Raw genomic sequence first — 22486 nt, forward strand, 5'->3', positions numbered from 1 at the left:
TGTTATTCATACATATACCAGATAGCCCTAAAAAACAGGATAACTCGCCGGCTCTGTGTCTATCCATTGGTTTGCCAGGGCTCTGATCTCAGGGATAATAGATAACTCCACCTCGCCATAGGCCTTTTTCATCTGATCAAGCGCATCCAATTGTTGTTTTAGCCAATCGACCGATGGCTTTTCTTTGTTTTTTAATAGTTTGATGGCTTCCAGACCTATCACAGCCGCAGCATATAATTTTTTTGAATTTTCATTGATGTTGTTGTCTATTAACCCCCTATCCATCAGGAGTTCTAATGCGGCACTATGATCACGCCATTTTTCAAGCTGCAAGGTGATGGATGCGGCAGCTGCATCATTGGGTTTATCCAAATAATTTTTTACCGTTAACCGGAATTGCCTTTTCACTTCCGGATCAACAAAAACAATATCAGAAATGGCCGTTAACGGTGTAGTCTGATAACTCACACTTTTAGGTGCAGTCATTCTTGCAAACAGCTTTTTATAGCCTTTAAGCGGGGTTAAAATATCTGTTAATATTTTTAATGGTGCAATATCAGCCCCGCCGGTAAAGCGCCGCAAAGCACGTTCATAATTACTGATATGCTGCACACCAATCTCATCCAATTGGTAGCTGATCACAAACAGGCGACGGTACATATCATCTACATCATTTACTTTATAAGGCGACCATAGCCTCTCAGCGATAGCAGCGGCCCGCGGCCATATCCGGGTTTCAATATTATTCTTGTCAACCGCTTCGGCCCATTGCGCGGCCTCGCCGCCTAAAACTTTTGATGCTACACTATCGGGAAGATTGCCCGCCAGCATATCATTCTGATAATGGGTATAAGCAGGCATAAACAGATCCAGATAAAAGCCTTTTGATATGATAACCGGGTGGCCCAGCTTCGCGGCTTCATTCATTTTTTTACCATCCGTCCATACCTGTACGGCTACATCCTTTGGCAGATCTTTGGATAACAACTCCTCCCAGCCCAGGGTATGCCGGTGATGTTTGGTCAAGATCTGTTGTATCCGCTTTACAAAATAAGCTTGTAAGGCATGGGTGTCTGCCAGGTTATTCTTTTTCATAAATGCCACAATATCCGGGTTATTGCGCCAGGATACGCCGTTATTTTCATCAGCACCAATGTGAATATAGGGCGAAGGGAATAGGGAGGCCATTTCGCCCAGGAATTTATCAATGAAGGTATAGGTAGATTCTTTAGAGGGGTCAAATGAAGGCGTAGGATAAGTATTGATCATTTTCATGATATCCATCAGGCCCATCTGCTTATCGCCCAAATCAAAACGTGGGCCCGGTTGATAGCTTTGTCCTGGAGTGCTCGACAAATTGGGATAACCGGCTAAAAACCCGGTAGTGTGACCTGGCATATCAAATTCGGGCACAATGATTATTCCCCGTTGTTTGGCATAAATGATCAATTGCTTTATTTGTGCCTGTGTAAAATATTCGCCGTAGGAACCTTTTTTCTGCAATTCCGGAAACAGTTTTGATTCTACCCGAAAACCCTCATCGTCAGACAGGTGCAGGTGTAAAACATTCATTTTTACAACCGCCATGGCATCTATATTTCTTTCGATCACCTCAACTGGGATAAAATGCCGGGCCACATCAATCATCAGTCCCCGCCATACAAAGCGCGGAGCATCCTGTATACTGACTACAGGTAAAAAAATTCCTTCCTTATCGTGCTGTACCAGTTGTAATAAAGTTTCAAGGCCATGTAAGGCGCCAGCTGTGGCAGGAGCTTCCAAATGTATATTTTGGGGTGTAACGGTTAAAGTATAGGATTCGTCACCACCCGGTATCGCTTCCTTTTTCTGTTTAACCCGGATGATCAGTGAACTCGTATCACTGATATCTTTAGCGGTTATCCGTTGCTGCCTGAAATAAAGCGCTGTGCGTCGGTTAAGTGTTTGAAAAGCCCTGTTAACAGCAAAATATAAGGCGCTATCGCTTGAGTCAGCTTTTATCGCAATAGTAAAACCGGAGTTCAGCAGAAAACGTCCGTTACCAAATGATACATGCTGGGGTACGGGCAAAAGCGAGCTGTTTTGCGCGTTAGCTGCAAATACAGCATAAAATAAAAACCAGGTCAGGAGTGTTTTTTTCATGGTGATAAGTATTTAAGGTTATTCAATATTTTTATTCCTTTAGGCGTACAGATTCCTCTCAGGTATACTACCAGCGTATTGGAAGCGAGTTCAAAAGGACTTAGGTTAAATTTTCGATATTCGCCGGTACGGGTAAGCGATCTGTACAGCAGGTGCAAAGCGGTTATTACCACGGTGGTATTAAGCTCTGGCCTAAAAAAACCCTGCTCTATACCATTTTTGATGACATCATTAATATATTGACCATTGTTTTCAAAATACCTGGCAATCACTTTATCCTGCATTTCGGGATAGTAATAATTCAGGTCGTGGTAAAACACCGGTGCCACTTTAAAATCCTCCTCCAGACTCATAAAAAACAAGCGAAACAACTTTTCTGCCGGATTAGAACTATTTGCCATCAGATTATTAAAATCCAGGCTCATTTTTTCGTAATGAACTAACAGGCAAGCCTCCAATAATTCCTCCTTGCCACTAAAATATTTATACACCGTTTTGGTTGAAATACCCAATGGTGCCACGATCTGCTGAATGGTCATTTTCCGGATGCCGTTGAGTAAAAACTGTCTGAGCGAATTCTGGATGATATCTTGTCTGGTCATAAATGGAAAATAAAATTAAAAAAATATTTTCCATTTACAAGCAAATCTGCCATTTAATCTACTGGCATAAAACATGTTTAAACATGATTAATAAACTGAATATGAGTATTATAACTTATTTTTTTATTGATTTTTTATTTATCTTATGCCACATTCAAAAACCTAAATAATGAATAACAACCTTTACCTTAACATCGGAAAGCTATTCCTGGTGATCAGTATTATCGCCATAGGCGCAATTCACATTATATCTGGCCATTTTCCCGCCGGACTTATGCCCGTTGCAGCTTCGTTGCCAGTAAAACAGGCGCTGGCTTACTTAACCGGTTCGCTAATGATTATGGCTGGTGTACTTGTTCTAACAAAAAAATACGCCACTTACGGCGCTTCTTTAGCAGCATTGCTATATTTATTAGCCTTGCTTCTGATCCATGTTCCTAAAGTACTGGCCGATCCCAATAATCCATCAGAGTGGGCAGCCGTATTTGAGGTGATCTGCATCATGGGTGGTACGCTTATCCTGTTGGGCAATATCAGTAAGGATGGCACTAAGCTGATAAAAACAGGTACCTGTCTTTTTGTTATTGGTCTGCTGGTATTTGGGGTACAACACTATATGTACGCCCAGTTTGTAGCCAATCTGATACCCACCTGGATACCCGCTCATTTGTTTTGCGACTATCTGGTTATGGTTGCTTTTTTTGCATCAGCCATAAGCTTTATTATCGGGAGACTGACCCGCCTGGCCGGTAGTCTTTTAGGCCTTATGTTTTTAATATGGGTGCTGATTCTCCATTTACCGCGTGTAACGGCCAATGTGCACACCGAACCCGAGTGGACAAGTCTGTTTGTAGCCCTGGCATTTAGCGGTATATCTTTTTTAATAGCCAGCTCAACTGCTACATCAAAGATTTAAATCGTCTAAAAAAGCCTGTATATCAAATGATATGCAGGCTTTTTTAGCTTTTATACTTTTACAGCAACCCTTTATCAGGGCGTTTTATTTATCAATGCTCCTCCGGTATCCGTAAATAACGCTGTAGGTTTGCGTAATTCAATGTACCAGGAATACTAACTCCGCCCGGTATAATTACAAACCGAAACTGGTGAGCATTAGAAATGCTGGTATAAGCGTTCAGGCTGCTTATTAATTTAACCCTTACTTTGCCCAGCGAAACAACATCAGACCAGGTATCCAAATTAGGAGTTGTGCCTTGCAGATAAGTAATAACGATAGGCAACTGCCCTACCTGGTCTGTAGGCCAAATAACCGGATTATAACCATTTAACTTGGCAAAAGCGATTACAGTACCTTTATCAAGCACATTTTGTGTAATAGCAGGAACGCTGATGTCGTGGTAAAATCCCAATGATCCAAAAACAGTTTCCTGTACATAGGTAGTTGGAGTAAACCAGCCGGTGTACATCACGTTGGCGGTACCTGGAGGGCCCTGCGCGCCGGTGGCTCCTTTAAATGATACCGGAGCTCCCCATCCTCCGTCCGTTTTAGGGCCGTACAATAGATAATTTACCACATCAAGATAATAATCGCCATTGTTACCTAATGAGCTTGCCGGAACCCCTGTCCCATTAAGGATCTTATTACCAGGTGCACCATCGACTCCAGCAGGCCCTTTAAGTGCGAAACCTGTACCCCAGCCAGCCGCAGTTTTTGGGCCGTATAGCAAGCTGGTAGATATATTTAGATAAAAATCACCAACCACGCCGGTAGTGGTGGCAGGAACTGTGGTGCCACTGTAAATAACACTTCCATTTTGCCCGTTAGCTCCCGGAGGGCCTGCGGGGCCAACTGCGCCTTGTGTACCTTGAGCTCCCTGTGAGCCTGCCGGGCCAACAGCCCCATCTTTTCCACACGATGCTGTTATCAACATCACCAACGCTGACAACACAAATAAGTAATTAAGTTTTTTCATGAAATTTGATTGTTAAAGAGTTATAGAATTTATCGGTACAGATTATTCTGCAGCTCAAAGTTGAGCACAGAAACATCAAAAAAATACCGTATAACTACCTTAAAATCAGCGTACTTGAACTCAATTCACTAACTTAAAAACGCGTATTAATAACTATAGAAAACAGGTTAATTATGGCGACGATTCTGTCCTATACCCGGCGAGTCCCTATAAATATATGAAGATGTCTAACTGACCTGAATTAGTTAACACTCTTTTTTATCTGGCAATAATTATTGCCCCAATCACATAAGGCATCCATAATGGGGATGAGTGTTTTACCCAGCTCTGTGAGCTTGTATTCTACCCGCGGGGGCGATTCGGCATAGGCGGTGCGTAACAGGATGCCATCGCGTTCCAGTTCTTTGAGTTGGGCCGTCAATGTGGCCTGGGTGATATACTGCATTTTTTTTCGGAGCACCCCGAACCTCATAGGGCACTCTTCCCTGATCTTGTTGAGCAGCATCAGCTTCCATTTTCCGCCGATAATGTCCAGCGCATTTGTCATGGGACAGTTATCTTCCAAAAATTCTTCATTTTCGGTTTTTATAACCAGCTGATCGTCATTATTAGTATCATTTTTCATACTTAGTATCCTCCTTCAAACTACTTGTGAGCCTCTCCTACCGCGCTCATCTTTGAACCGTAAAGTTAACAAAATCAGGCTTAAAGCCGGTTAAATTCATTTATCTGCAAATTATGAACAAGCAAATTTCAAGGTGGTTTCTGCTGATTATCCTGTCATCGTCGGTGTTTTTATCCGTGATCGACATTTTTATCGTCAACGTGGCTATTCCGTCCATTAAAAGGGGGATACATGGGTCTGATAGCGACATCCAGTTGGTTATTGTGCTGTATCTGCTGGGTTATGCCGCCTTCCTGATCACCGGTGGCCGGGCCGGCGACTACTATGGCAAAAAGAACGTTTTTATATTCGCCATGTCACTATTTGTGCTCACCTCCTGCCTGTGCGGCTTTTCGCAAACTGCCTGGCAAATCAATACTGCACGCTTTTTACAGGGTATCAGCGCCGCTTTTATGATCCCCCAGAGCATCACTTATATCCAGGTACTTTTTCCGCTGCACCATGACCGCATCCGGGCGCTTGGTATTTACGGTAGCATTGCCGGTACAGCCTCGGTCATAGGTCAGTTTTTAGGTGGCCTGCTGCCCGATGTTCACTTTTTGATGGATGGATGGCGGCTGATCTTTCTCATCAATCTGCCCCTGGGTTTAGTTGCCGTAATACTGGCAGCTGTATTTTTGAAGGATACCAAAACCATCAAAAAATCACGGTTCGACCATTCGGGAGTTAGTTTGCTCACCGTAGCCCTGATAGCCTTGATTTACCCGCTGGTGCGCGGCCCCGAGCTTCACTGGCCCTGGTGGAGCATGGTATCTATTGCTTTATCTCTTATATTGTTATATCTGTTTGTATTCGACCAGCGTCGTAAGCTACATACCGATCAGGAGCCTTTGGTTGATGTACGCCTCTTTACTTTTAAAGATTTCAATATCGGACTTTGTGCTGTACTTTTTTATTTTATGGTGCAGGATACCTATTTTGTGATCAACGTGATCCTGTTTCAGAATGGCTTCGGCATCAGCTCGTCCGAAACCGGGGTATTCTTTGTGTTTCAGGGTGTTGGGTATGTGGTAGCCTCGTTACTCTCCCTTCGCCTGGTGCCGCTTTATGGTAAGCGGGTGCTGCAGATAGGTGTATTGATCATGGTTACTTCGCTCCTGTTTCATTTATTGCTTTTTAACTCATTGACCATCAGCAGGTATTTACTATTACCCGTGCTTTTTATTTATGGTACCGGCTGCGGATCAGTGTTACCCTCCTTATTGACCATGGCCCTGAAAAGCATCCCGCCCCATTTTGCCGGGGCTGCCTCAGGTACTTTCTCTACCTTTCAGCAAACCGCTATTGCTTTGGGGATTGGTATTGTAGGCGGTGTATTTTTCTACAAGCTGGCTGGTGACACCACTTTGGCCGGGTATATATCGGCTTACCGGCTGGCTACCTGGATCAATATTTTTTTGCTGGCTATTGTTAGCCTGTTTTTGTTTTTACTGCCCGATAAACCACGGACAAAAACTTTTTAAACCTTAATTTTTAACACTTTTTTAGCTAAAAACAGGGTAAATACGCACCTCTTTTGCTCATTTAACTAAATTTCAATGCCATTTTAACACTTTTTAACAAATTTTTGATGGGTTTTGAAAAGTTTAAAAAGTAATAAATAATTTACATCGAATAACTAAATATCAAACGGTAGATTTTTGTTCCTTTTTGGCTTTTATACAAACGGCCCGGTTCTCTCCAAAATAGAGAACCGGGCCGTGGTATGTAGAACCCATCCCACCCAAAAGACATCTCCTCGTACCCCGTTCCAAATGACAGTTAAAGTTTCTCTTCCCCCAGGCACCACTCACTACTCACTACTCACTACTCACCATTCACTAGTCACCACTCACTACCTCGCTTCATCCAGCTCCAACACCACGCTGGTTCTGTTTTTGTCTACACGTGGGTTTACACCTACGTTCATTAAAAAGTCGCCGGTTAATACCAGGTCGTTTTCTATGGGTGATTTCGCGCCGGGATAAAGATTGATCTCTTTTACCTGGTATTTTTTCTGCGGATCAAGGCCTTTTAAGCGGATTGGCACGTGGGTACCTGTACCGTAACGATTGTTCACCAGGTAATTAAACATCACCGCCTTTGCTTTGGCATTATCTACATACATGATGGATGCCGCATCATTATCCCATGGACTTTGTAAACGGTATTGATCACCGTGCCAGATGGCCTCTTTCAGGTTATCGTAGTTCTTTAGAGTCCCGTGAACATAATCCAGGTCCTGCTCACCCAGTTTACTTACCACAATATCAAAACCCAGTTTACCCATCATGGCTACATCCGTACGGAACTTAAGTGGTTGTTTACCCCAGTCGGTCACGTGGTTTGAACTGGTGATGGCCGGATAGAAATAGGAATACTCCCACTGGATAAATATACGTTCCAGCGGATCGGTATTGTCGCTTGGCCAAAACTCGGTGAAGTATTTCAGCGCGCCATAATCTACACGCCCCCCCCCGCCTGAACATAGCATCAATGGCACTTTTGGATATTTAGCCCGCACACGCTCCAGCACTTTGTATAAGCCACGAACGTAATCGGTATACAAATGCGACTGATCTTTTTTGAGATAAGCCGAATACGCGTTATAGATCACCGCGTTGCAATCCCATTTGATATAAGCCAGGTCAGGATTTTTGGTGAACAAGTTATCTACTACGCCAAATACAAAATCCTGCACTTTAGGATTAGTCAGATCAAGCACCAGTTGATTACGGAAATATTTTTCGGGACGGTTTGGTTGTTTGATCACCCAATCCGGATGTTTTTCATAAAGCTCGCTTTTAGGATTAACCATTTCGGGCTCAATCCAGATACCGAATTTTACGCCGTTGTTTTGCGCTTCTTTTACCAGCCAGCTCACACCGTCTGGTAGCTTTTGCTTGTTCTCCTGCCAGTCGCCCAGGCCTGCATGGTCATCATTACGTGGATATTTGTTGGCAAACCAGCCATCATCCAGCAAAAACAGGTCGACACCTAACTTCTTGGTATCTTTTAATAGTTCGGCCAGCTTGGTTTCATTAAAATCAAAATAGGTGGATTCCCAGTTGTTCAGCAGGGTAAGCCTCGAACCTTCGCCATCAACAATTTTGTATTTACGGGCCCAGCGCTGTAATTTCCTACTGGCATCGCCTTTACCCTGATCTGAGTAGGTGTACACAAAAGCGGGTGTAGCAAACTCTTCGTTAGGTTTTAAATGATATTCAGCCGCGGCGTTGTTGATGCCGGCTATCAGTCGCAGGTTATCAGCCACATCCAGTTCAAAGTCTATCTTGAAATTGCCAGACCATTCTAGCGCACCTAATAGTACTTTACCTTCATCCTCAGTTGCCGGTTTATCTACAGATATAGCAAACATAGATGGCTCGTACAAATTGGCACGCGTACCCAGTTTGCTGTCGATGGTTTTGATGCCGTGAGTCAGCCTGGCTTCTTCGGGGCGCATTTCTTCGGCCCAGTTGCCATGGTATTGTTTCAGCCAAAAGCCATCACCTTTTAAGTTGAGGTTGGCTGATGCGAATTTGTTTAATATCACCTCACCCTTTTCGCCATGCTTAATCACCGACCATTGTTCGGTAACATCCTCTTTAAAATAGGTTTTATAAAACAGTTTCACCTCAAAATCATAAACAGGGTCTTTCAGCGTAACGGTTAATAACGAAATATCGTCGGCAACCTTGGTAACCTCATGGCTTACATAAGCCAGGCTTAGTGATTTATCACCATTGGCGTGGGTAACGGTAATGGCTGGCTCGGAAAGGTTTGCTGAACCAGATGGTGTATAAGCCGAGTTGAGGATGCCGGAGTCGTCCTTTTGGTTATACATTTTTTGGATGCGTGCATACTCGGCAGTGTTGCTCAACCTGGCACCAAAGTAAACCATCTTCAGATTTTTATTGGCATCAGTTTGCAATACCAGCGCATTGTGCTGTGTTTCGACCGGGATGGTCACTACCTGGGCAAAACTGCTGCCTGCCGTAAACAGGCCACCCACCAGGCATAAGGGCAGTAAATGATTTCGGAACATTCTTTTCAATTTATAAGGTTATTTTCAGTGTTAATTATATTTTTTTTAAGATTCAGCGCTGTTCGAAGTCTCTGACTTCGAACTTGTATGCTCGTAGTCTTTAGACTACCCGCTTTCTGTAGTTGCAAACTACCGGCATAATCGTCCGAAGTCAGAGACTTCGGACAGCGCGGTTATTTTCAGTGCTATGTGTTTTATTAATTCTCAAGTGCTGTTCGAAGTCTCTGACTTCGAACTTGTATGCTCGTAGTCTTCAGACTACCTGCTTTCTGTAGTTGCAAACTACAGGCATAATCGTCCGAAGTCAGAGACTTCGGACAGCGGCGAACTTCGGACAGCGATGTGTTCTTCGCTTTGATAAACACACCCCTCCGCCCCTCTCAAGAGGGAATTCGCACAGGCCTTAGGCTTTTAATGCACATTATTTTTTTCATCAATATCCAATTTATACAAAGCCGCGTCACCGCTATTCAGTTTAAAGCTTAATGTTTTTCCCAGAATATCACCCTGTAACAACTCGTGTAACTCGTACTGTGTTTTACCGCTCATGCCCAGGCGCTTGCCATCCATAGCAAAAGTCTTGGGCTCGTTGCTGTAATTGAAAATGGCAATATAGATACTATTTCCTATTTTCTGGGTAAACATTTCGGAGGCGCTTTCGCCGGTATTGCCTTCAACAGGTCTAAACGTTTTACCGTTTTCGATCAGCTTGATGATCTCTGGATTTTGGTACCAGGCTTTGGCTCTGTCGCTCCATTGGCCGTGAACAGAAAAGTCGTCGCCTGTAATTACCGTACCTGTTATCACAGCCGATAAAAAGCGGGCACGGTTAGCCCCTTCACTCTCGGTAGATAACACTACATGATCAGCATCAACATAATTATATAAAAAAGTTTGCCACCAACCGTAGCTAACGCTGTTAAGGGTGTATTGGGTGTCTTTTATAGTTTTAAAGGCATCACAGGCTATGCGGCGGGTATGCACATAACGCCCGGTTGCCAGGCTTGGCGAAATAGCGGCGTAAATAAGCATCTGATCGCCCAGTTTATCGGTCAGGTATTCCATGCCTTTGCGGTAGGCCTGCATGCCGGTGGTTACCGTTGGATCATAAAAATGGGTCGACTCGGCCGTGGCATGACCTAAAAAGTCGATCTTGATCATTTTAAAACCACAGGCTTTTAGTTTACCTATAGTCAGGTCAATGCGTTCGCGGGTACCGGGATGCGTTGGATCGATAGCACGGGCGCCGTCGATATCATGATAACCGTTGCCTACTTTTGTCCAGATATCACCAAAGGTGTATTTGCTGCCGGGCACTTTGCGCTGAGGGCCGTCTTTCCAGCCCCAATCGGTAAATGGCGCCCAGTATACGCCGGGTTCCAGGCCTTTATTTTTGCAGTAATCGGCAAATTGTTTCAGCTTGCTGTAATCGCCTTCAGGACCGCCTTTTACCATAAAATCCCAGTAGGAATCCAGGTCGATGAAAGCGGTTTTACCCGTGCGGAAACCGGCCAGACTATCGGCAAAAAAGTCGGCTACTTTGGTGGCTTTTTCATAGGTGAGTTTCTCCTGCATCACGCCCCAACTGTTCCAGCCTACGGGTGTTGGCTTTGTCCAGTTAAACACATAAGGCGGTTCGGCAATGCGGTTGGCTTTGGCATATTCTTCCATGCCGGTGCGCCAGTCGCTAAAGTAACCTACCAATATTTTTGGGGATTTAACCAAATCCCCGCTAATAATTCCGTGGGCGATGTTATCGCGGGTGACGCTGTTTTCGGTGTACCCGGCCCAGACTTCAACCCTGTTACCGCTATCTTTTTTTGCGGTACTGCGGACGCCTGTTTTCCATACCTCATGCTCAATGGAGCCTGCTACAAAGCCATTCCGGCTATCGTTACTGTACACAGCCCCTACTTCGGCGCTCATATTGCTAAACGGGGCTGTAAAAGGTTTGGCATTATAGCGGATAAAAGTATCGTTATCAAAAGGCACAAAAACACTGCGTGCATCGCCAGTAACCGCGGCTATATTACCTGAGAACGGAACGATGGAATTGGTTTGCAATCCTTTGCCAGAGGCCTCTATCTGGGTGATAAAATATTCATGCCCAGCGTAGGTATAAAACACCTGTTTAATGGAGTATAAACCTTTGCCGCTTAATGTAATGGTGTATTTAACGCCCTTACCAAAACCATCAGTAATATTGGTTTTGGTAAGGGTACGGGATGTATAATCTTTAGTGGAAACAGTTTTACCATTGAGTGAAATGATGGCGCTTACCTTGCTGTATACCTGATGTTTATTTTTAATAACGGAATACAAGCCGTTTTTTAAGTTGTAGATGATAACGTTACCTGTGCCATAAGGTATTACTGCCTGGTCTGCGACAGCTTGTTTATATGCCTGCGCCGAGACTATGCTTACAAATGGCAAAGCCAGTAGTAGTGCTAACACTAAAACCGGCCGGGCTATTTTTTGGATGAATAGGTTTGTTACTATTGCAATAGGCTTCATGTATAGTTTGAATTGTTTAGCTTTTTTGCGCAGTAATATTTTTTATCGCTCCGTTTACTTTAACCTTCACGCTGCGCGGATGGGGTGAGGTGATCTTGTAAGTGGTTACCTTACCATCTTTCCAGGCAAAATCAACGGTAAAGTTTCCACGGGCTTTAAGGCCTTTGACAGAACCGGATGCTTTCCAGTTATCGGGTATGGCAGGCAGCAGGTCGATATAACCGGCGTGGCTTTGGATCAGCATTTCGGCAATACCCGCGGTGGTACCAAAGTTGCCATCGATCTGGAACGGTGGACCGGCAGACAGCAGGTTGGGATAAATACCGCCACCCGAGCCATAATTGATATCGGTACGCGTGGTAGGTTTCATGATCTCGGTAAACAGCTTATAAGCGCGGTTACCGTCATGCAATCTTGCCCAGAACAACAGTTTGTAAGCGATAGACCAGCTCGGGCCATCGTCACCGCGAACGTTGAGCGTTTTTTTAGCGGCTTCGGCCAGTTCGGGCGTACCATCGGGCGTAATTTCGGAGGCGGGATAAATACCGTACAAATGTGAAATATGCCGATGCTGAGGTTCGGTTTCCTTATAATCTTCCATCCACTCCTGTATACGGCCATCCTTACTGATGATACCTGGGGGCGGGATCTGTTTTAGCCTTGCCTGCAACATATCGCGGAATGCTTTATCGATGCCCAGGGTTTCAGAGGCGGTAATTACATTGGTAAATAACTCCCGGATGATCTGGTTATCAATAGTCGCGCCGATGCAAATACTGGCGTGACTGCCATCGGGCAGGTAAAAACTATTTTCTGGTGATGAAGACGGCGCTGTAAGCAGGTAGCCGCTTTTAGGATCTTTGATGAGGATACTGCTGTAAAACTGTGCTGATCCTTTTAATATGGGATAAATGCTTTTCAGATAAGCTTTATCATTGCTGAAAGCATAATGATCCCAAAGGTTGCTGCATAACCAGCCCGAGCCAGCTTTAGTTACACCCCAGGAGGCGCTTTCTCCTGGTTCTGTCCATCCCCAAACATTGGTGATCACGTGAGCCACCCAGCCATCGGCATTGTAATAGGCTTTGGCTGTACGTTCGCCGGGTTTTACCAGGCCGCGTACCAGCTCAACCAAGGGTAAGTTTAGTTCAGATAGATTAGACACCTCCACCGGGAAATGGTTCATCTGTACGTTCACGTCAAGATGGTAGTCGCCGTTCCAGGGGGTATGCACCTGGTTAGCCCAAAGCCCCTGCAAGTTCGGAGGCAACAGGCCAACACGTGTACTGCTGATACTCAGATACCTGCCAAACTGGAAGAACAGTACCGGCATATCTTTATGCTTGCCGGGTTCTTTATGAAAACTGATCAGTTGCTGATCGGTAGTTTCGGTACTTTCCGGCGATCCTAAATTAATGTCGACCCGGTTAAACAATTTTTGAAAATTGGTAATATGCTGTTGTTTTTGTACAGCATACGGCTTTTTCATAGCTGCATCCAGATCGCGCTGGATTCTTTGCTTAAATTCAGGTTTGCGAAAATCTGTACCTGCCGATATATAAATGATAACCTCGGTAGCATTTTTTACCACCAAGCTGTTGGCGGTACTGCTCAGCGTTCCGCCGGTTAATTTGGCCTTAACGCTGGCCTGGTATTGCATGCCGTTGCCATCGGTACCGTTATCCAGGCGGCCCTGCAATAGCAACGTATTGCCGCTGGTGCTGGTAGCCGACCGCTCGGGACGGGAGATATTGATACTAAAATTGAGTTTGCCGGGTTTATCCGCCGTTAGCCTGATCATATCTACATCATCACCAAAACTGGTGAAGTATTCGCGTTTGTAGGTAACACCATCAACCTGGTAGCTGGTATTAGCTACTGCGGTATTGAGGGATAATGCTCTTTGGTAGTTCGTAGCCTGCGCATCGGGTTTGCCATAGTCAAATTTCAGGTCCAGATCGCCCAAAACCTGGTAGCAGCCCCATCGTGTACTGCCAGAGCCCGGGCCTTTACACACAAAATCTTTATCAATCAGGGCCTGTGCCTCTACATTTTTACCGGCCAATAGTAATTCTTTTATCTTCGGCAGCTGTTTATAGGCCTCATAGTTGTTGGCATCCTGCTGCGAACCTGACCACAAGGTAATATCATTCAGCACGATCTTTTCATCGTTCACCCTGCCGTCGGGCATCATACCCAGGCGACCGTTACCCAAAGGCAAAGTTTCTTCCCAAACCGCGGCGGGTTTGTCGTAATGCAATCTCAATGCTTGTTTTTGCGCAAAACTCAGCGTTGAGGTTAATAACAGCATGCTTGTTATTGATGTGAGACGTTTGGATATCATTAGTTTTAAGTAATTAGGCTTTGGTAGATATTACCGGGAGGTTCTGAGCGCTTTTGTTAAGATCGAGAACAATCACCGAGCAATTTTCATCGGGCATGATTGCAGGCAGGGTAATCTGATAATTGTTTTTATCTGCTTTAATAACTACAGCGTCCCCATTCATAAAATAGGACTTGTTGATCTTAACACCCGGAATAGCGGGAATAGTCAGCACCCCATCTTTACGCTGAAAAACATGCAGGTATATTTTATTGCCCTTACGGGTAGCCGCATAGACGGCATTAGGGGCATAAGGCCCTCCCTGCGTACTGTAGATACTTTCGCTGTATTGTTTTATCCAGTCGCCCATTTCCTGCAGGCGTTTTACCTGCCGGGCTTCGATGTGTCCGTCCATGGCTGGGCCAACATTAAACAACAGGTTGCCATTGCCGGCCGCGGTGGTTACCAGCGTTTGGATGCATTGTTTTAACGATTTCATCTGGTCGTTCGGTTTCCAGGCCCATTGGTTACAAATGGTGATGCAGCTTTCCCAGGGTTCATTCATATTGATCTCCCCTATGCGCTGTTCTGGGGTCAAAAAGTCGCCTACCGATTCCTCATTCAGCTTTTCGCTGATCTTACCCAGCCTGTTATTGACAATAACATTGGCGTCTACGCTTTTGATAAACTGGTATATTTCTTTACCGTCTTCTTTTGTCCATGGCTTTTCCCAATAGCCATCAAACCAAAGCATAAAGGGTTTGTATTTGGTGATCACTTCCTTCAGCTCATTTTTCATGCGGGTTTTAAAGGCGGTCATATCACCTTTAACATTTTTGGTAGAGTCATAAGGGTTATGGATAGGATAATCAGGGTCATGCCAGTCCAAAACAGTAAAGTAGATACAAAAAGTTACGCCCTGCTTTTTGCAGGCTTGTGCCAGCTCACCTACGATATCTCTTTTAAAAGGCGAATTAGATATGTTATAATCTGAAAAAGCGGTTGGCCATAAACAAAAACCATCGTGATGCTTTGCGGTAATAACCAGGTATTTCATACCGGCATCCTTGGCTGTTTTCACCCAGGTATCGGCATTAAATAATTGGGGATCAAACTCATGGTACAGGTTGTCATAATCGGCCTGGGCCACTTCCTTGTTGCGGCTCCAGCCAATTTCGGTGCCGCGTTGTGTTACCGGGCCAAAATGGATAAACATGCCAAAACGCTTGTCCATAAACTGATCCATAACTGCCTTGGGTGTTTTAACTTCCTGGGCAAATGCCGCGAAAATGCTTAATGCCAGAGCCATGATCAGCGCTGCTTTTTTCTTCATCATATTTGGGATTTACTTATTGTTTACCAAAAAATGGACTATCCGGCAGGCATGCCCCTTACTCGCATTGTTCTTTTTGTCGCTGATCTTAATTTTGAGTACATGGCTGCCATTGCTCAAATTATCGCCCAGTAAATGATAAATGGGCAGGTGCAGCCAACTGCTGAATTCCGTGAACAGGTCCTTATCTTTATATGGGCCATTATCAATCGCATAGGATATGGTGCCTGCATCTCCGCCGGCCACCACAGCAATACCTACCGCGTTACCTTTAAATGGCAGCGAAAGCTCTGAACCCGGTTCATCGGCATTCAGTACCGGCACGTGTACAAAACCTGCACGGGTTGAAAGACCATCCTTCGGACTCCAATCAGGCGTGATCTGCCAGCCTTTGCCCAATTTGGCATTCGTAAGATCATAGTAGCTGCCGTTTTCATAGCGGGCTTTATCAATTACCTGTGGCATAGGCATCTTAAACGGTGCTGTGTATTTGTCTTCCACACATTCCTGTAGCAAGGTTCTGATGGTAGCGAAGTAAAGCTCCTGCCCGTAATGTGCCGGGTGGATATCTTTAAAATCATCGGCCCAGGTCAGTTCTTTATTTTTGATCTTGTCGTTTACTTCCAGCGCCAGGTTTACATAAGGCAGGTTATAGTGTTTGGCTATTAATTCATGGTTCAGCAATTCGGGCGATACTTTACCTTTAGCGTAGTTTTCCATTTTCTGCGGATCAACAAAGGCCATCATGATCACGTCGGTATATGGGTTGGCGTTGCGGGCGTGCCTCACAATACCTTCCAACGCGCGTACCTGGGTGGTGCTGTCGGTACCGCGATCATTCACGGCCGCCTCTAAAAACAACAGATCAGTTTTGCCCGAATCCAGTATGTCGCGCTGCACGCGGAAAGCATGAGGCAAACTACCGAGTGAAGGTATCCCGGCGGCTATAAAGTGAAAATCTGTTTCGGGATAAGTTTCTTTTAAATACCGGCAGATCTTATTGCGCCAGCCCGGGTTAAAGGTGATGGATCCTCCTAAAAATGAAACCGTGGCTTTCTTTTTAACCGTAACCGCATAATAAAAGTTATTCAGCTTGCTGGCCGTGTTTACATAATTACTGTACGGCAGTGCATTTTTTACCGGGTACGAATTGCTGTAGATAAAATCGGCGTAATAATCCGGGCGATCAATTTTAACATGGTGACCTTGCAGTTCCACAGGTCCCTGGGTTATAGGCTGAATGCTCACCGGGCCGCCCAAAGCGATATAGTTTTTGGCAAAGGGATAAGTATTTTCGTCGGGAGGTACCAATTTATCATTCAGGCCGATGGTATGCAGCACCGGCACGCGGAACGAGGCCAGCCCTTCGAGGTTATCTATCGGGTTATCTTTATAGGCCAATGCCTGCTCCTCGGTAAAATGGTACACCGCTTTTAACTCTTTCCAGCTATTCGCATCACCCGGACCTTTCCCCTTGCCGCCGGGCCAGCTTTTGAAATCGCAAACCGGGGTTTCGCCATAAATACAGCTTACCTTATCGGGATTGCGTTTGGCCCAGCCATATACATAAAGACCACCACGGCTCACCCCTTCCAGCGCAACTTTGTGCGCGAATGCTTGTTTTTCGGTTAAATAAGTATAAAATTTATCCCAAACCTGTAATGCCTGCGGACTGCCATATTGATTATCGACATTGACAAAGGCAACGTAAAATCCTCTGGTAAGCAATATGCTGTCAATTTCGGTATGCCAATCTGGGAAGGAGGCGCGCCATACCCAGGGATTACCGGGCAATGGGTGCGCAGGTTTTACAAAATAGGCATCATGCCCATCAATGCTTACAACTGTTTTTTCAAAACCTTTCCAAAGGTTGGTTTTGTCCTGAGCTTTTACCGGTAAGAAAGCGCCGAACGATATCGTTAAAATAAATAGGTATTTAAAGTTTATCATGCCTTGTATTCTGTTATAATGGTTTTGCCGGAAGGCTTTTACTGGTTTGGTAAATGTATTGGCTAATTGTATCTCAAAAAATGGATAAATCTTTGAAGTAGATGGACAATTCCCCTTGCCTCACATGTCGTAGACTACTCACCCGACCATCGCTGCGCTCGGTCACCCTCTCTCCGCCTTTGGCGCAAAGAGGGGATTTGAAAAAATAGAAATAAAAATAAAGAATTCTCAACCCTCTTTACCGCAAAGCGGAAGAGAGGGTCGTCCAGCAAAGCGCAGACGGGGTGAGTCGATTCTGCGATATGCCTATCTTGTTCAGTTCCCCACAAAATCATAAACCTTACCTGCATCCGTTTTAAAACTATAAGCCATATCATTACCTGCTCCATCGGCTTTTGACACCTGTACATCGGTTTTTAAAGCATTTGGGCTTTGCAGTTTACATTCGCCGCCTGCTAATGATTTAATGCTGAGCCTAATAATTTTGCCGTCTTTCCATTCCATATTACTGATCTCGAAATCGCCGCGGGCACGCAGACCTTGTACACTGCCTGTTAGCCATGCTTTTGGTAATGCGGGCAATAGTTGCAGTTCGCCGGTTTGGCTTTGCAGCAGCATTTCGGTTATCCCGGCGGTATAGCCAAAGTTCCCATCTATCTGAAACGGCGGATGAGCGCAGAAAAGATTGGAATATAAACCGCCGCCTTCATTATAATTTACACCAGAACCACCTACCAGGGTTATAAAATTATTCAGAATCGTATAGGCATGGTCGCCATCCTGTAAACGGGCCCAAAAATTCATTTTCCATGCCATCGACCAGCCTGTTGATACATCGCCACGGGCCAGTAAGCTTACTTTGGCAGCCTTAGCCAGCTCAGGTGTTTTTAAGGGGCTGATCCTTCTTCCCGGATGCAGGCCAAACAGGTTTGAGGAGTGACGGTGTTTATCATTAGGATCGTCACGATCGGTTTCCCATTCCTGTAGTTGTCCCCATTTACCAATCTTGGGCAACAGGAGGTGCTCCCGCATATCCGCAACATGGTCGCGATATGCCTTATCCATACCCAAAACATCAGCAGCTTCAATGTAATTGGTAAACAGGTCGTATACTATTTCCTGGTCGTAGGTAACTCCATCTTCAGTTGGCCCATGCTCGGGCGACCAGCCCAGCGGTGATACCAGCGTACCATCCGGACGGCGTTTCAGGTGATCGTCCCAAAACTCCACTACTTCTTTCAGAATAGGGTAAGCAAAGTTTTTAAGATAGGTTTTGTCGAGTGCAAAAGCATAAGGCTCCCAAATGCCCTGCATATACCAGGCGCTGCCGGGAGTGTTCCACAAAAAGCTGGAACCACCGTAAATATTATTCTCGGTTTTTACCGTCCAGCCGCGAACGCCTGGGTATTGTTTACGGGTGCTTTCCTTTTTCACCTCGCGCATACTGTTTATATAATCAATGTATGGAACATAACATTCCCAAAGATTGGTTGGTTCGGCCAGCCAGTAATTCATCTGGATGTTGATATTGGAGTGATAATCACTGCGCCAAGGTGGATTATTACTTTCGTTCCATAAACCCTGTAAGTTAGCGGGTAATCCACCTTTACGTGATGAACTGATGAGCAAATATCTGCCGTATTGATATAATAAAGCTTCTAACTGCGGGTCGCCTTTGGTTTTATAAGCGATAAGACGTTTATATGTGGGTAAAGCAGCTTGATCAGCCGGGGTATTGCCCAGATCAATAGCCACCCGACCGAATAAGGCCTGGTAATCCTGAAGATGGGCTGTTAACAATTGAGTAAAGGTTTTACCCAGAGTACCAGCAAGTGCCTGTTTTACTTTCATGCCAGGGGCTTCACCGCGCCAATGTTGTTCGCGCTGGTTGCTGTAATCGGTAGCTGCAGCCAATAATATGGTAAAACCATCAGCTTTGCTGATCACTAATTGTGATCCACCTTTACCGTCCGGTTCAGCGTAGGTAGAACCGCCTTCTGTTTTAATAGTTACCTCGCTATCATAGGCCAGGCCATTATCTAAATGGCCGGTAATTTGCAATGTTGTACCATTGGCAGCAACCACCGAGTTATGGGCATCTTTTAATTTAATGGTAGCAGAATAAGCGCCCTTTTTATCAGCGCCAAAATGCAGCACCATCACCTTACCGGGAAAGCTGCAAAAATATTCACGGTTGTAAGTTACACCAGCATCGGTATAGCTGATCTGTTGTACCGCCTTGCTGATGTCCAGTTGACGGCGATAATTTGCGGGTATTTTTTGGGTAGAATCTTTACCCTTAAAATCGATGTAAAGATCGCCGAAGGCCTGGTAAGCGCCGGTCTCGTTTTCGTCGCCTGTCCATAAACTGATCTCGTTAAACTGGATATGTTCCTGCGCCAGTCCGCCGAATACCATACCGCCTATGCGGCCATTACCTATGGGATAGGCTTCAGTCATCCAGGTTTTAGCGGGTTTATCATCCCAAACCACCAAACTCTTTTGGTGCAGGCCCGGGTTTACCTGCTGGGCACCTGCGGTAAACACCCATACGGTTTGCGTTAAAAAAAGCGAAAAACAAGCAATCTTTTTAATCATCAGAAAAGAAAATTTATGTGTTTAATTGGTTTTATTGCTTGCTCCGGCATTCATACCGTATTCTATCTCCAAAAGCACCCAGATGTAGCAATCGGGGTTAAAAATATAAATTAAATGTAATACTTACAGTTTTAATTTAAACACATATGATATTTGTTACATTTTACCGGATATCATGATCAATCGGTATGGAAAACCTCTTCCATATTTTGCCATATTTTTTGCTGGGCGGCTGCTTCGGGCAGTGGGTTTTGTGTGGGATTGGTTTCTTTCCACCAGCGTTGTGTGGTAGTATCGGCAGCCATCAGGGCCATATCCTTATCAAAATCAGTCCCCACGTATTCAAAATAGCTGAACAGAAAATACCTGCCCTCTATTTTTTGAATGTAGATAGAGTAGTTACGGATATGGCACGCTTTGATCCTTTTTAATACCCCTGGCCAGGCAGCGGCGTGAAGTTTTTTATAATACACCATCTTTTCGGGTTTTAAGCCGGTAACCATGCCAAAGCGTTTTACTTTAACCGCATCAGTTGCTGATTGATGTGCTTGCCGATGATTACACGCGGTGAAAGCCAGCAGGCAGATGATCATTATACAGCGTTTATTTATATACATAACCCGTTATCTAAAAATGTAAAAAAGCACTACCATAATTAATACCAGCAATACCGAGAGCACTTTATAATTTCCTAAACCACTCCATGCAGGGCCGCGTAAAGGCTCCAAGGGTGATCGCCAGTACAATACCGAGCTTTCTTTGGTATGTATTACCGGGTAGGCATAGGATAGGGTTACCTGTATTAACACACAGATCACAAAAAGATAAAAAGCCATCATCATAAATGGTATCTGCCCTATCACCGTATCCGGAAATAATTTATTCATCGCGAATACGATCACCCCAATAGCCGAACCTATCCATAAAGTATATTTAGCTGATACCGCCGATGCCTTTTTCCAGAATACTCCCAGCAGGAATACACAAGTTATAGGCGGCGCTATGTGTGCGATAATATCATTCAAACCATCGAAAATACTGCCGTATCTGTTGAGCAAGGGCAGCAAGGCCAGCGATAAAACCAGCGATATGCCGGCAGCTATTTTGCCCACTTTTACCAGTCCGGCATCGTTTGCCTCCGGCTTGTATCTTTTATAAATATCATAGCTCACAATAGTAGAGATGGAGTTTAAAGCACCCGAAATCTGGCTCATTAAGCCCGATAACAGTGCGGCCACCAGTACCCCGATCAATCCCTGTGGAATTAACTGCGTGATCATGAGGGTGTAGATCCCTTTGCTGTCCACTACTTCTTTCCCGCCAACAACCGATTTTAATGCCGAAATATCCAGGTGGCCGCTTTGGGCCAGGGTGTAAGCAAACAAGCCGGGCATTACAAAAATAAAAACGGGTAATATTTTAATAAAGCCGCAAAATAAAGGTCCTACTCGGGCGTGGTTCTCGTCTTTGGCACCCAATACCCGCTGCACAATGGTTTGATCTGCGCACCAATACCAGATACCTAATACGGGATAGCCTAAAAATACGGCGTACCAGGGCATTCCGCTTGGGTCGCCATGAGGGCGAAGCATCGAGAGCTTGTTTAATTCGCCTGTATGTTTTAATACATCAACCATCGGCTCCCAGCCGCCCATTTTATTGTATGCAGCAATACTCATAATAATAGCGCCACCTAAGAGTACCAGGGTTTGGATAGATTCAGTCACCACTACAGCGGTTAGGCCACCAACAATAGTATAAATGGTAGTAATGATGGAGATAACGATAACGCTGGTATACATATCAACCCCAAAAAGCGTATGCAGCACCACCCCACCGGCCAGTAAGGAAAAAGCGATATGAATAAGCACCGCGGATACTACGGATATAATAGCCAGCCAATCGCGACTGGCGCGATCATATCTTTTCTCCAAAAAATCGGGTAATGTAGCTACGCCAGATTTAATATAGAAAGGCGCGAAGAACAAAGCCAGCAATATGAGCGTAAAGGCCGCCATCCACTCAAAATCGCCATTGAGCAGCCCCTTGTCAAAACCGCTTTGCGCCAGGCTTACCAAATGCACACAGGATATATTAGTAGCGAACAGCGCTAAACCGATCATAGGCCAGCGCAGTTTTTTACCTGCCAAAAAGTACTCCCCCGCCTCGTTATTGTTATTCCGGGTTTTACGCTGATGGCGGATGCCCGACCATAGCCCTATAATAAAAATAAAGGCGATGTATAAGGCACTGATAACTAAATCGGGAGTGTGGATCATGTTCTTTTTAAACTCTAAATTCTAACTACTAAATTCTAAACTCTAAATTGCCAGGTAATTTTTACTCACCACTCACCACTCACCACTCACCACTCACCA

The 22486-nt window shown here is 44.9% G+C and carries 14 protein-coding genes; 2 read left to right on the plus strand and 12 right to left on the minus strand.

Annotated features, from left to right (window positions below):
- Nucleotides 1-27: 27 nt before the first annotated feature.
- Nucleotides 28-2142 (minus strand): beta-N-acetylhexosaminidase, encoded by a 2115-nt coding sequence (locus tag AB6735_RS01845; protein ID WP_370994112.1) that lies wholly within the window; start codon nt 2140-2142, stop codon nt 28-30.
- The gene (locus AB6735_RS01850; protein WP_370994113.1) at nt 2139-2744 is read right to left on the minus strand and encodes a TetR/AcrR family transcriptional regulator; all 606 of its coding nucleotides are present in this window, start codon (nt 2742-2744) and stop codon (nt 2139-2141) included. The genes AB6735_RS01845 and AB6735_RS01850 overlap by 4 nt, the downstream gene beginning before the upstream one ends.
- A 169-nt stretch (nt 2745-2913) precedes the next feature.
- Here AB6735_RS01850 and AB6735_RS01855 point away from each other — a divergent pair, with 169 nt between their 5' ends.
- Nucleotides 2914-3660: a hypothetical protein gene (locus tag AB6735_RS01855; RefSeq protein WP_370994114.1), complete on the plus strand. Its 747-nt coding sequence runs from the start codon at nt 2914-2916 to the stop codon at nt 3658-3660.
- A gap of 91 nt (nt 3661-3751) precedes the next feature.
- On the opposite strand, the gene AB6735_RS01860 is transcribed toward AB6735_RS01855, so the two are convergent.
- Both AB6735_RS01860 and AB6735_RS01865 read right to left on the minus strand, forming a co-directional pair.
- On the minus strand, nt 3752-4678 hold the full coding sequence (locus AB6735_RS01860; RefSeq protein ID WP_370994115.1) for a hypothetical protein: 927 nt from the start codon (nt 4676-4678) through the stop codon (nt 3752-3754).
- A 241-nt stretch (nt 4679-4919) separates the two neighbouring features.
- On the minus strand, nt 4920-5303 hold the full coding sequence (locus AB6735_RS01865) for a winged helix-turn-helix transcriptional regulator (RefSeq protein WP_370994116.1): 384 nt from the start codon (nt 5301-5303) through the stop codon (nt 4920-4922).
- A gap of 113 nt (nt 5304-5416) precedes the next feature.
- Here AB6735_RS01865 and AB6735_RS01870 point away from each other — a divergent pair, with 113 nt between their 5' ends.
- On the plus strand, nt 5417-6826 hold the full coding sequence (locus AB6735_RS01870; RefSeq protein ID WP_370994117.1) for an MFS transporter: 1410 nt from the start codon (nt 5417-5419) through the stop codon (nt 6824-6826).
- Nucleotides 6827-7197: 371 nt separating this feature from the next.
- Here AB6735_RS01870 and AB6735_RS01875 read toward each other — a convergent pair whose 3' ends face one another.
- From AB6735_RS01875 to AB6735_RS01910, 8 genes are all read right to left on the minus strand, one after another.
- On the minus strand, nt 7198-9390 hold the full coding sequence (locus tag AB6735_RS01875; RefSeq protein WP_370994118.1) for an alpha-galactosidase: 2193 nt from the start codon (nt 9388-9390) through the stop codon (nt 7198-7200).
- A gap of 411 nt (nt 9391-9801) precedes the next feature.
- Nucleotides 9802-11904, minus strand: a complete 2103-nt coding sequence (locus tag AB6735_RS01880) for an alpha-galactosidase (protein ID WP_370994119.1) — start codon at nt 11902-11904, stop codon at nt 9802-9804.
- A 16-nt stretch (nt 11905-11920) separates the two neighbouring features.
- Nucleotides 11921-14248: a glycoside hydrolase N-terminal domain-containing protein gene (locus tag AB6735_RS01885; RefSeq protein ID WP_370994120.1), complete on the minus strand. Its 2328-nt coding sequence runs from the start codon at nt 14246-14248 to the stop codon at nt 11921-11923.
- Between the two features lie 13 nt (nt 14249-14261).
- On the minus strand, nt 14262-15563 hold the full coding sequence (locus AB6735_RS01890) for an alpha-L-fucosidase (protein WP_370994121.1): 1302 nt from the start codon (nt 15561-15563) through the stop codon (nt 14262-14264).
- 9 nt (nt 15564-15572) lie between these two features.
- Nucleotides 15573-17510 (minus strand): GDSL-type esterase/lipase family protein, encoded by a 1938-nt coding sequence (locus AB6735_RS01895; protein WP_370994122.1) that lies wholly within the window; start codon nt 17508-17510, stop codon nt 15573-15575.
- A 315-nt stretch (nt 17511-17825) separates the two neighbouring features.
- Nucleotides 17826-20108: a glycoside hydrolase N-terminal domain-containing protein gene (locus AB6735_RS01900; RefSeq protein WP_370994123.1), complete on the minus strand. Its 2283-nt coding sequence runs from the start codon at nt 20106-20108 to the stop codon at nt 17826-17828.
- 179 nt (nt 20109-20287) lie between these two features.
- The gene (locus tag AB6735_RS01905; RefSeq protein WP_370994124.1) at nt 20288-20701 is read right to left on the minus strand and encodes an L-rhamnose mutarotase; all 414 of its coding nucleotides are present in this window, start codon (nt 20699-20701) and stop codon (nt 20288-20290) included.
- Nucleotides 20702-20731: 30 nt separating this feature from the next.
- Entirely contained in the window at nt 20732-22387 is a 1656-nt protein-coding gene (locus tag AB6735_RS01910) for a sodium:solute symporter (RefSeq protein ID WP_370994125.1), read from the minus strand.
- Nucleotides 22388-22486 lie beyond the last annotated feature (99 nt).

Source organism: Mucilaginibacter sp. RCC_168 (assembly GCF_041355315.1).
Lineage (GTDB): Bacteria > Bacteroidota > Bacteroidia > Sphingobacteriales > Sphingobacteriaceae > Mucilaginibacter.

What these genes read in the sequence shown, in the direction of transcription:
- AB6735_RS01855 (WP_370994114.1), top strand. Translation starts at nt 2,914, where the DNA reads ATGAATAACAACCTTTACCTTAACATCGGAAAGCTATTCCTGGTGATC.
- AB6735_RS01895 (WP_370994122.1), bottom strand. Translation starts at nt 17,510, where the DNA reads ATGATAAACTTTAAATACCTATTTATTTTAACGATATCGTTCGGCGCT.
- AB6735_RS01880 (WP_370994119.1), bottom strand. Translation starts at nt 11,904, where the DNA reads ATGAAGCCTATTGCAATAGTAACAAACCTATTCATCCAAAAAATAGCC.
- AB6735_RS01910 (WP_370994125.1), bottom strand. Translation starts at nt 22,387, where the DNA reads ATGATCCACACTCCCGATTTAGTTATCAGTGCCTTATACATCGCCTTT.
- AB6735_RS01875 (WP_370994118.1), bottom strand. Translation starts at nt 9,390, where the DNA reads ATGTTCCGAAATCATTTACTGCCCTTATGCCTGGTGGGTGGCCTGTTT.
- AB6735_RS01870 (WP_370994117.1), top strand. Translation starts at nt 5,417, where the DNA reads ATGAACAAGCAAATTTCAAGGTGGTTTCTGCTGATTATCCTGTCATCG.
- AB6735_RS01850 (WP_370994113.1), bottom strand. Translation starts at nt 2,744, where the DNA reads ATGACCAGACAAGATATCATCCAGAATTCGCTCAGACAGTTTTTACTC.
- AB6735_RS01845 (WP_370994112.1), bottom strand. Translation starts at nt 2,142, where the DNA reads ATGAAAAAAACACTCCTGACCTGGTTTTTATTTTATGCTGTATTTGCA.
- AB6735_RS01860 (WP_370994115.1), bottom strand. Translation starts at nt 4,678, where the DNA reads ATGAAAAAACTTAATTACTTATTTGTGTTGTCAGCGTTGGTGATGTTG.
- AB6735_RS01885 (WP_370994120.1), bottom strand. Translation starts at nt 14,248, where the DNA reads ATGATATCCAAACGTCTCACATCAATAACAAGCATGCTGTTATTAACC.
- AB6735_RS01900 (WP_370994123.1), bottom strand. Translation starts at nt 20,108, where the DNA reads ATGATTAAAAAGATTGCTTGTTTTTCGCTTTTTTTAACGCAAACCGTA.
- AB6735_RS01905 (WP_370994124.1), bottom strand. Translation starts at nt 20,701, where the DNA reads ATGATCATCTGCCTGCTGGCTTTCACCGCGTGTAATCATCGGCAAGCA.
- AB6735_RS01865 (WP_370994116.1), bottom strand. Translation starts at nt 5,303, where the DNA reads ATGAAAAATGATACTAATAATGACGATCAGCTGGTTATAAAAACCGAA.
- AB6735_RS01890 (WP_370994121.1), bottom strand. Translation starts at nt 15,563, where the DNA reads ATGATGAAGAAAAAAGCAGCGCTGATCATGGCTCTGGCATTAAGCATT.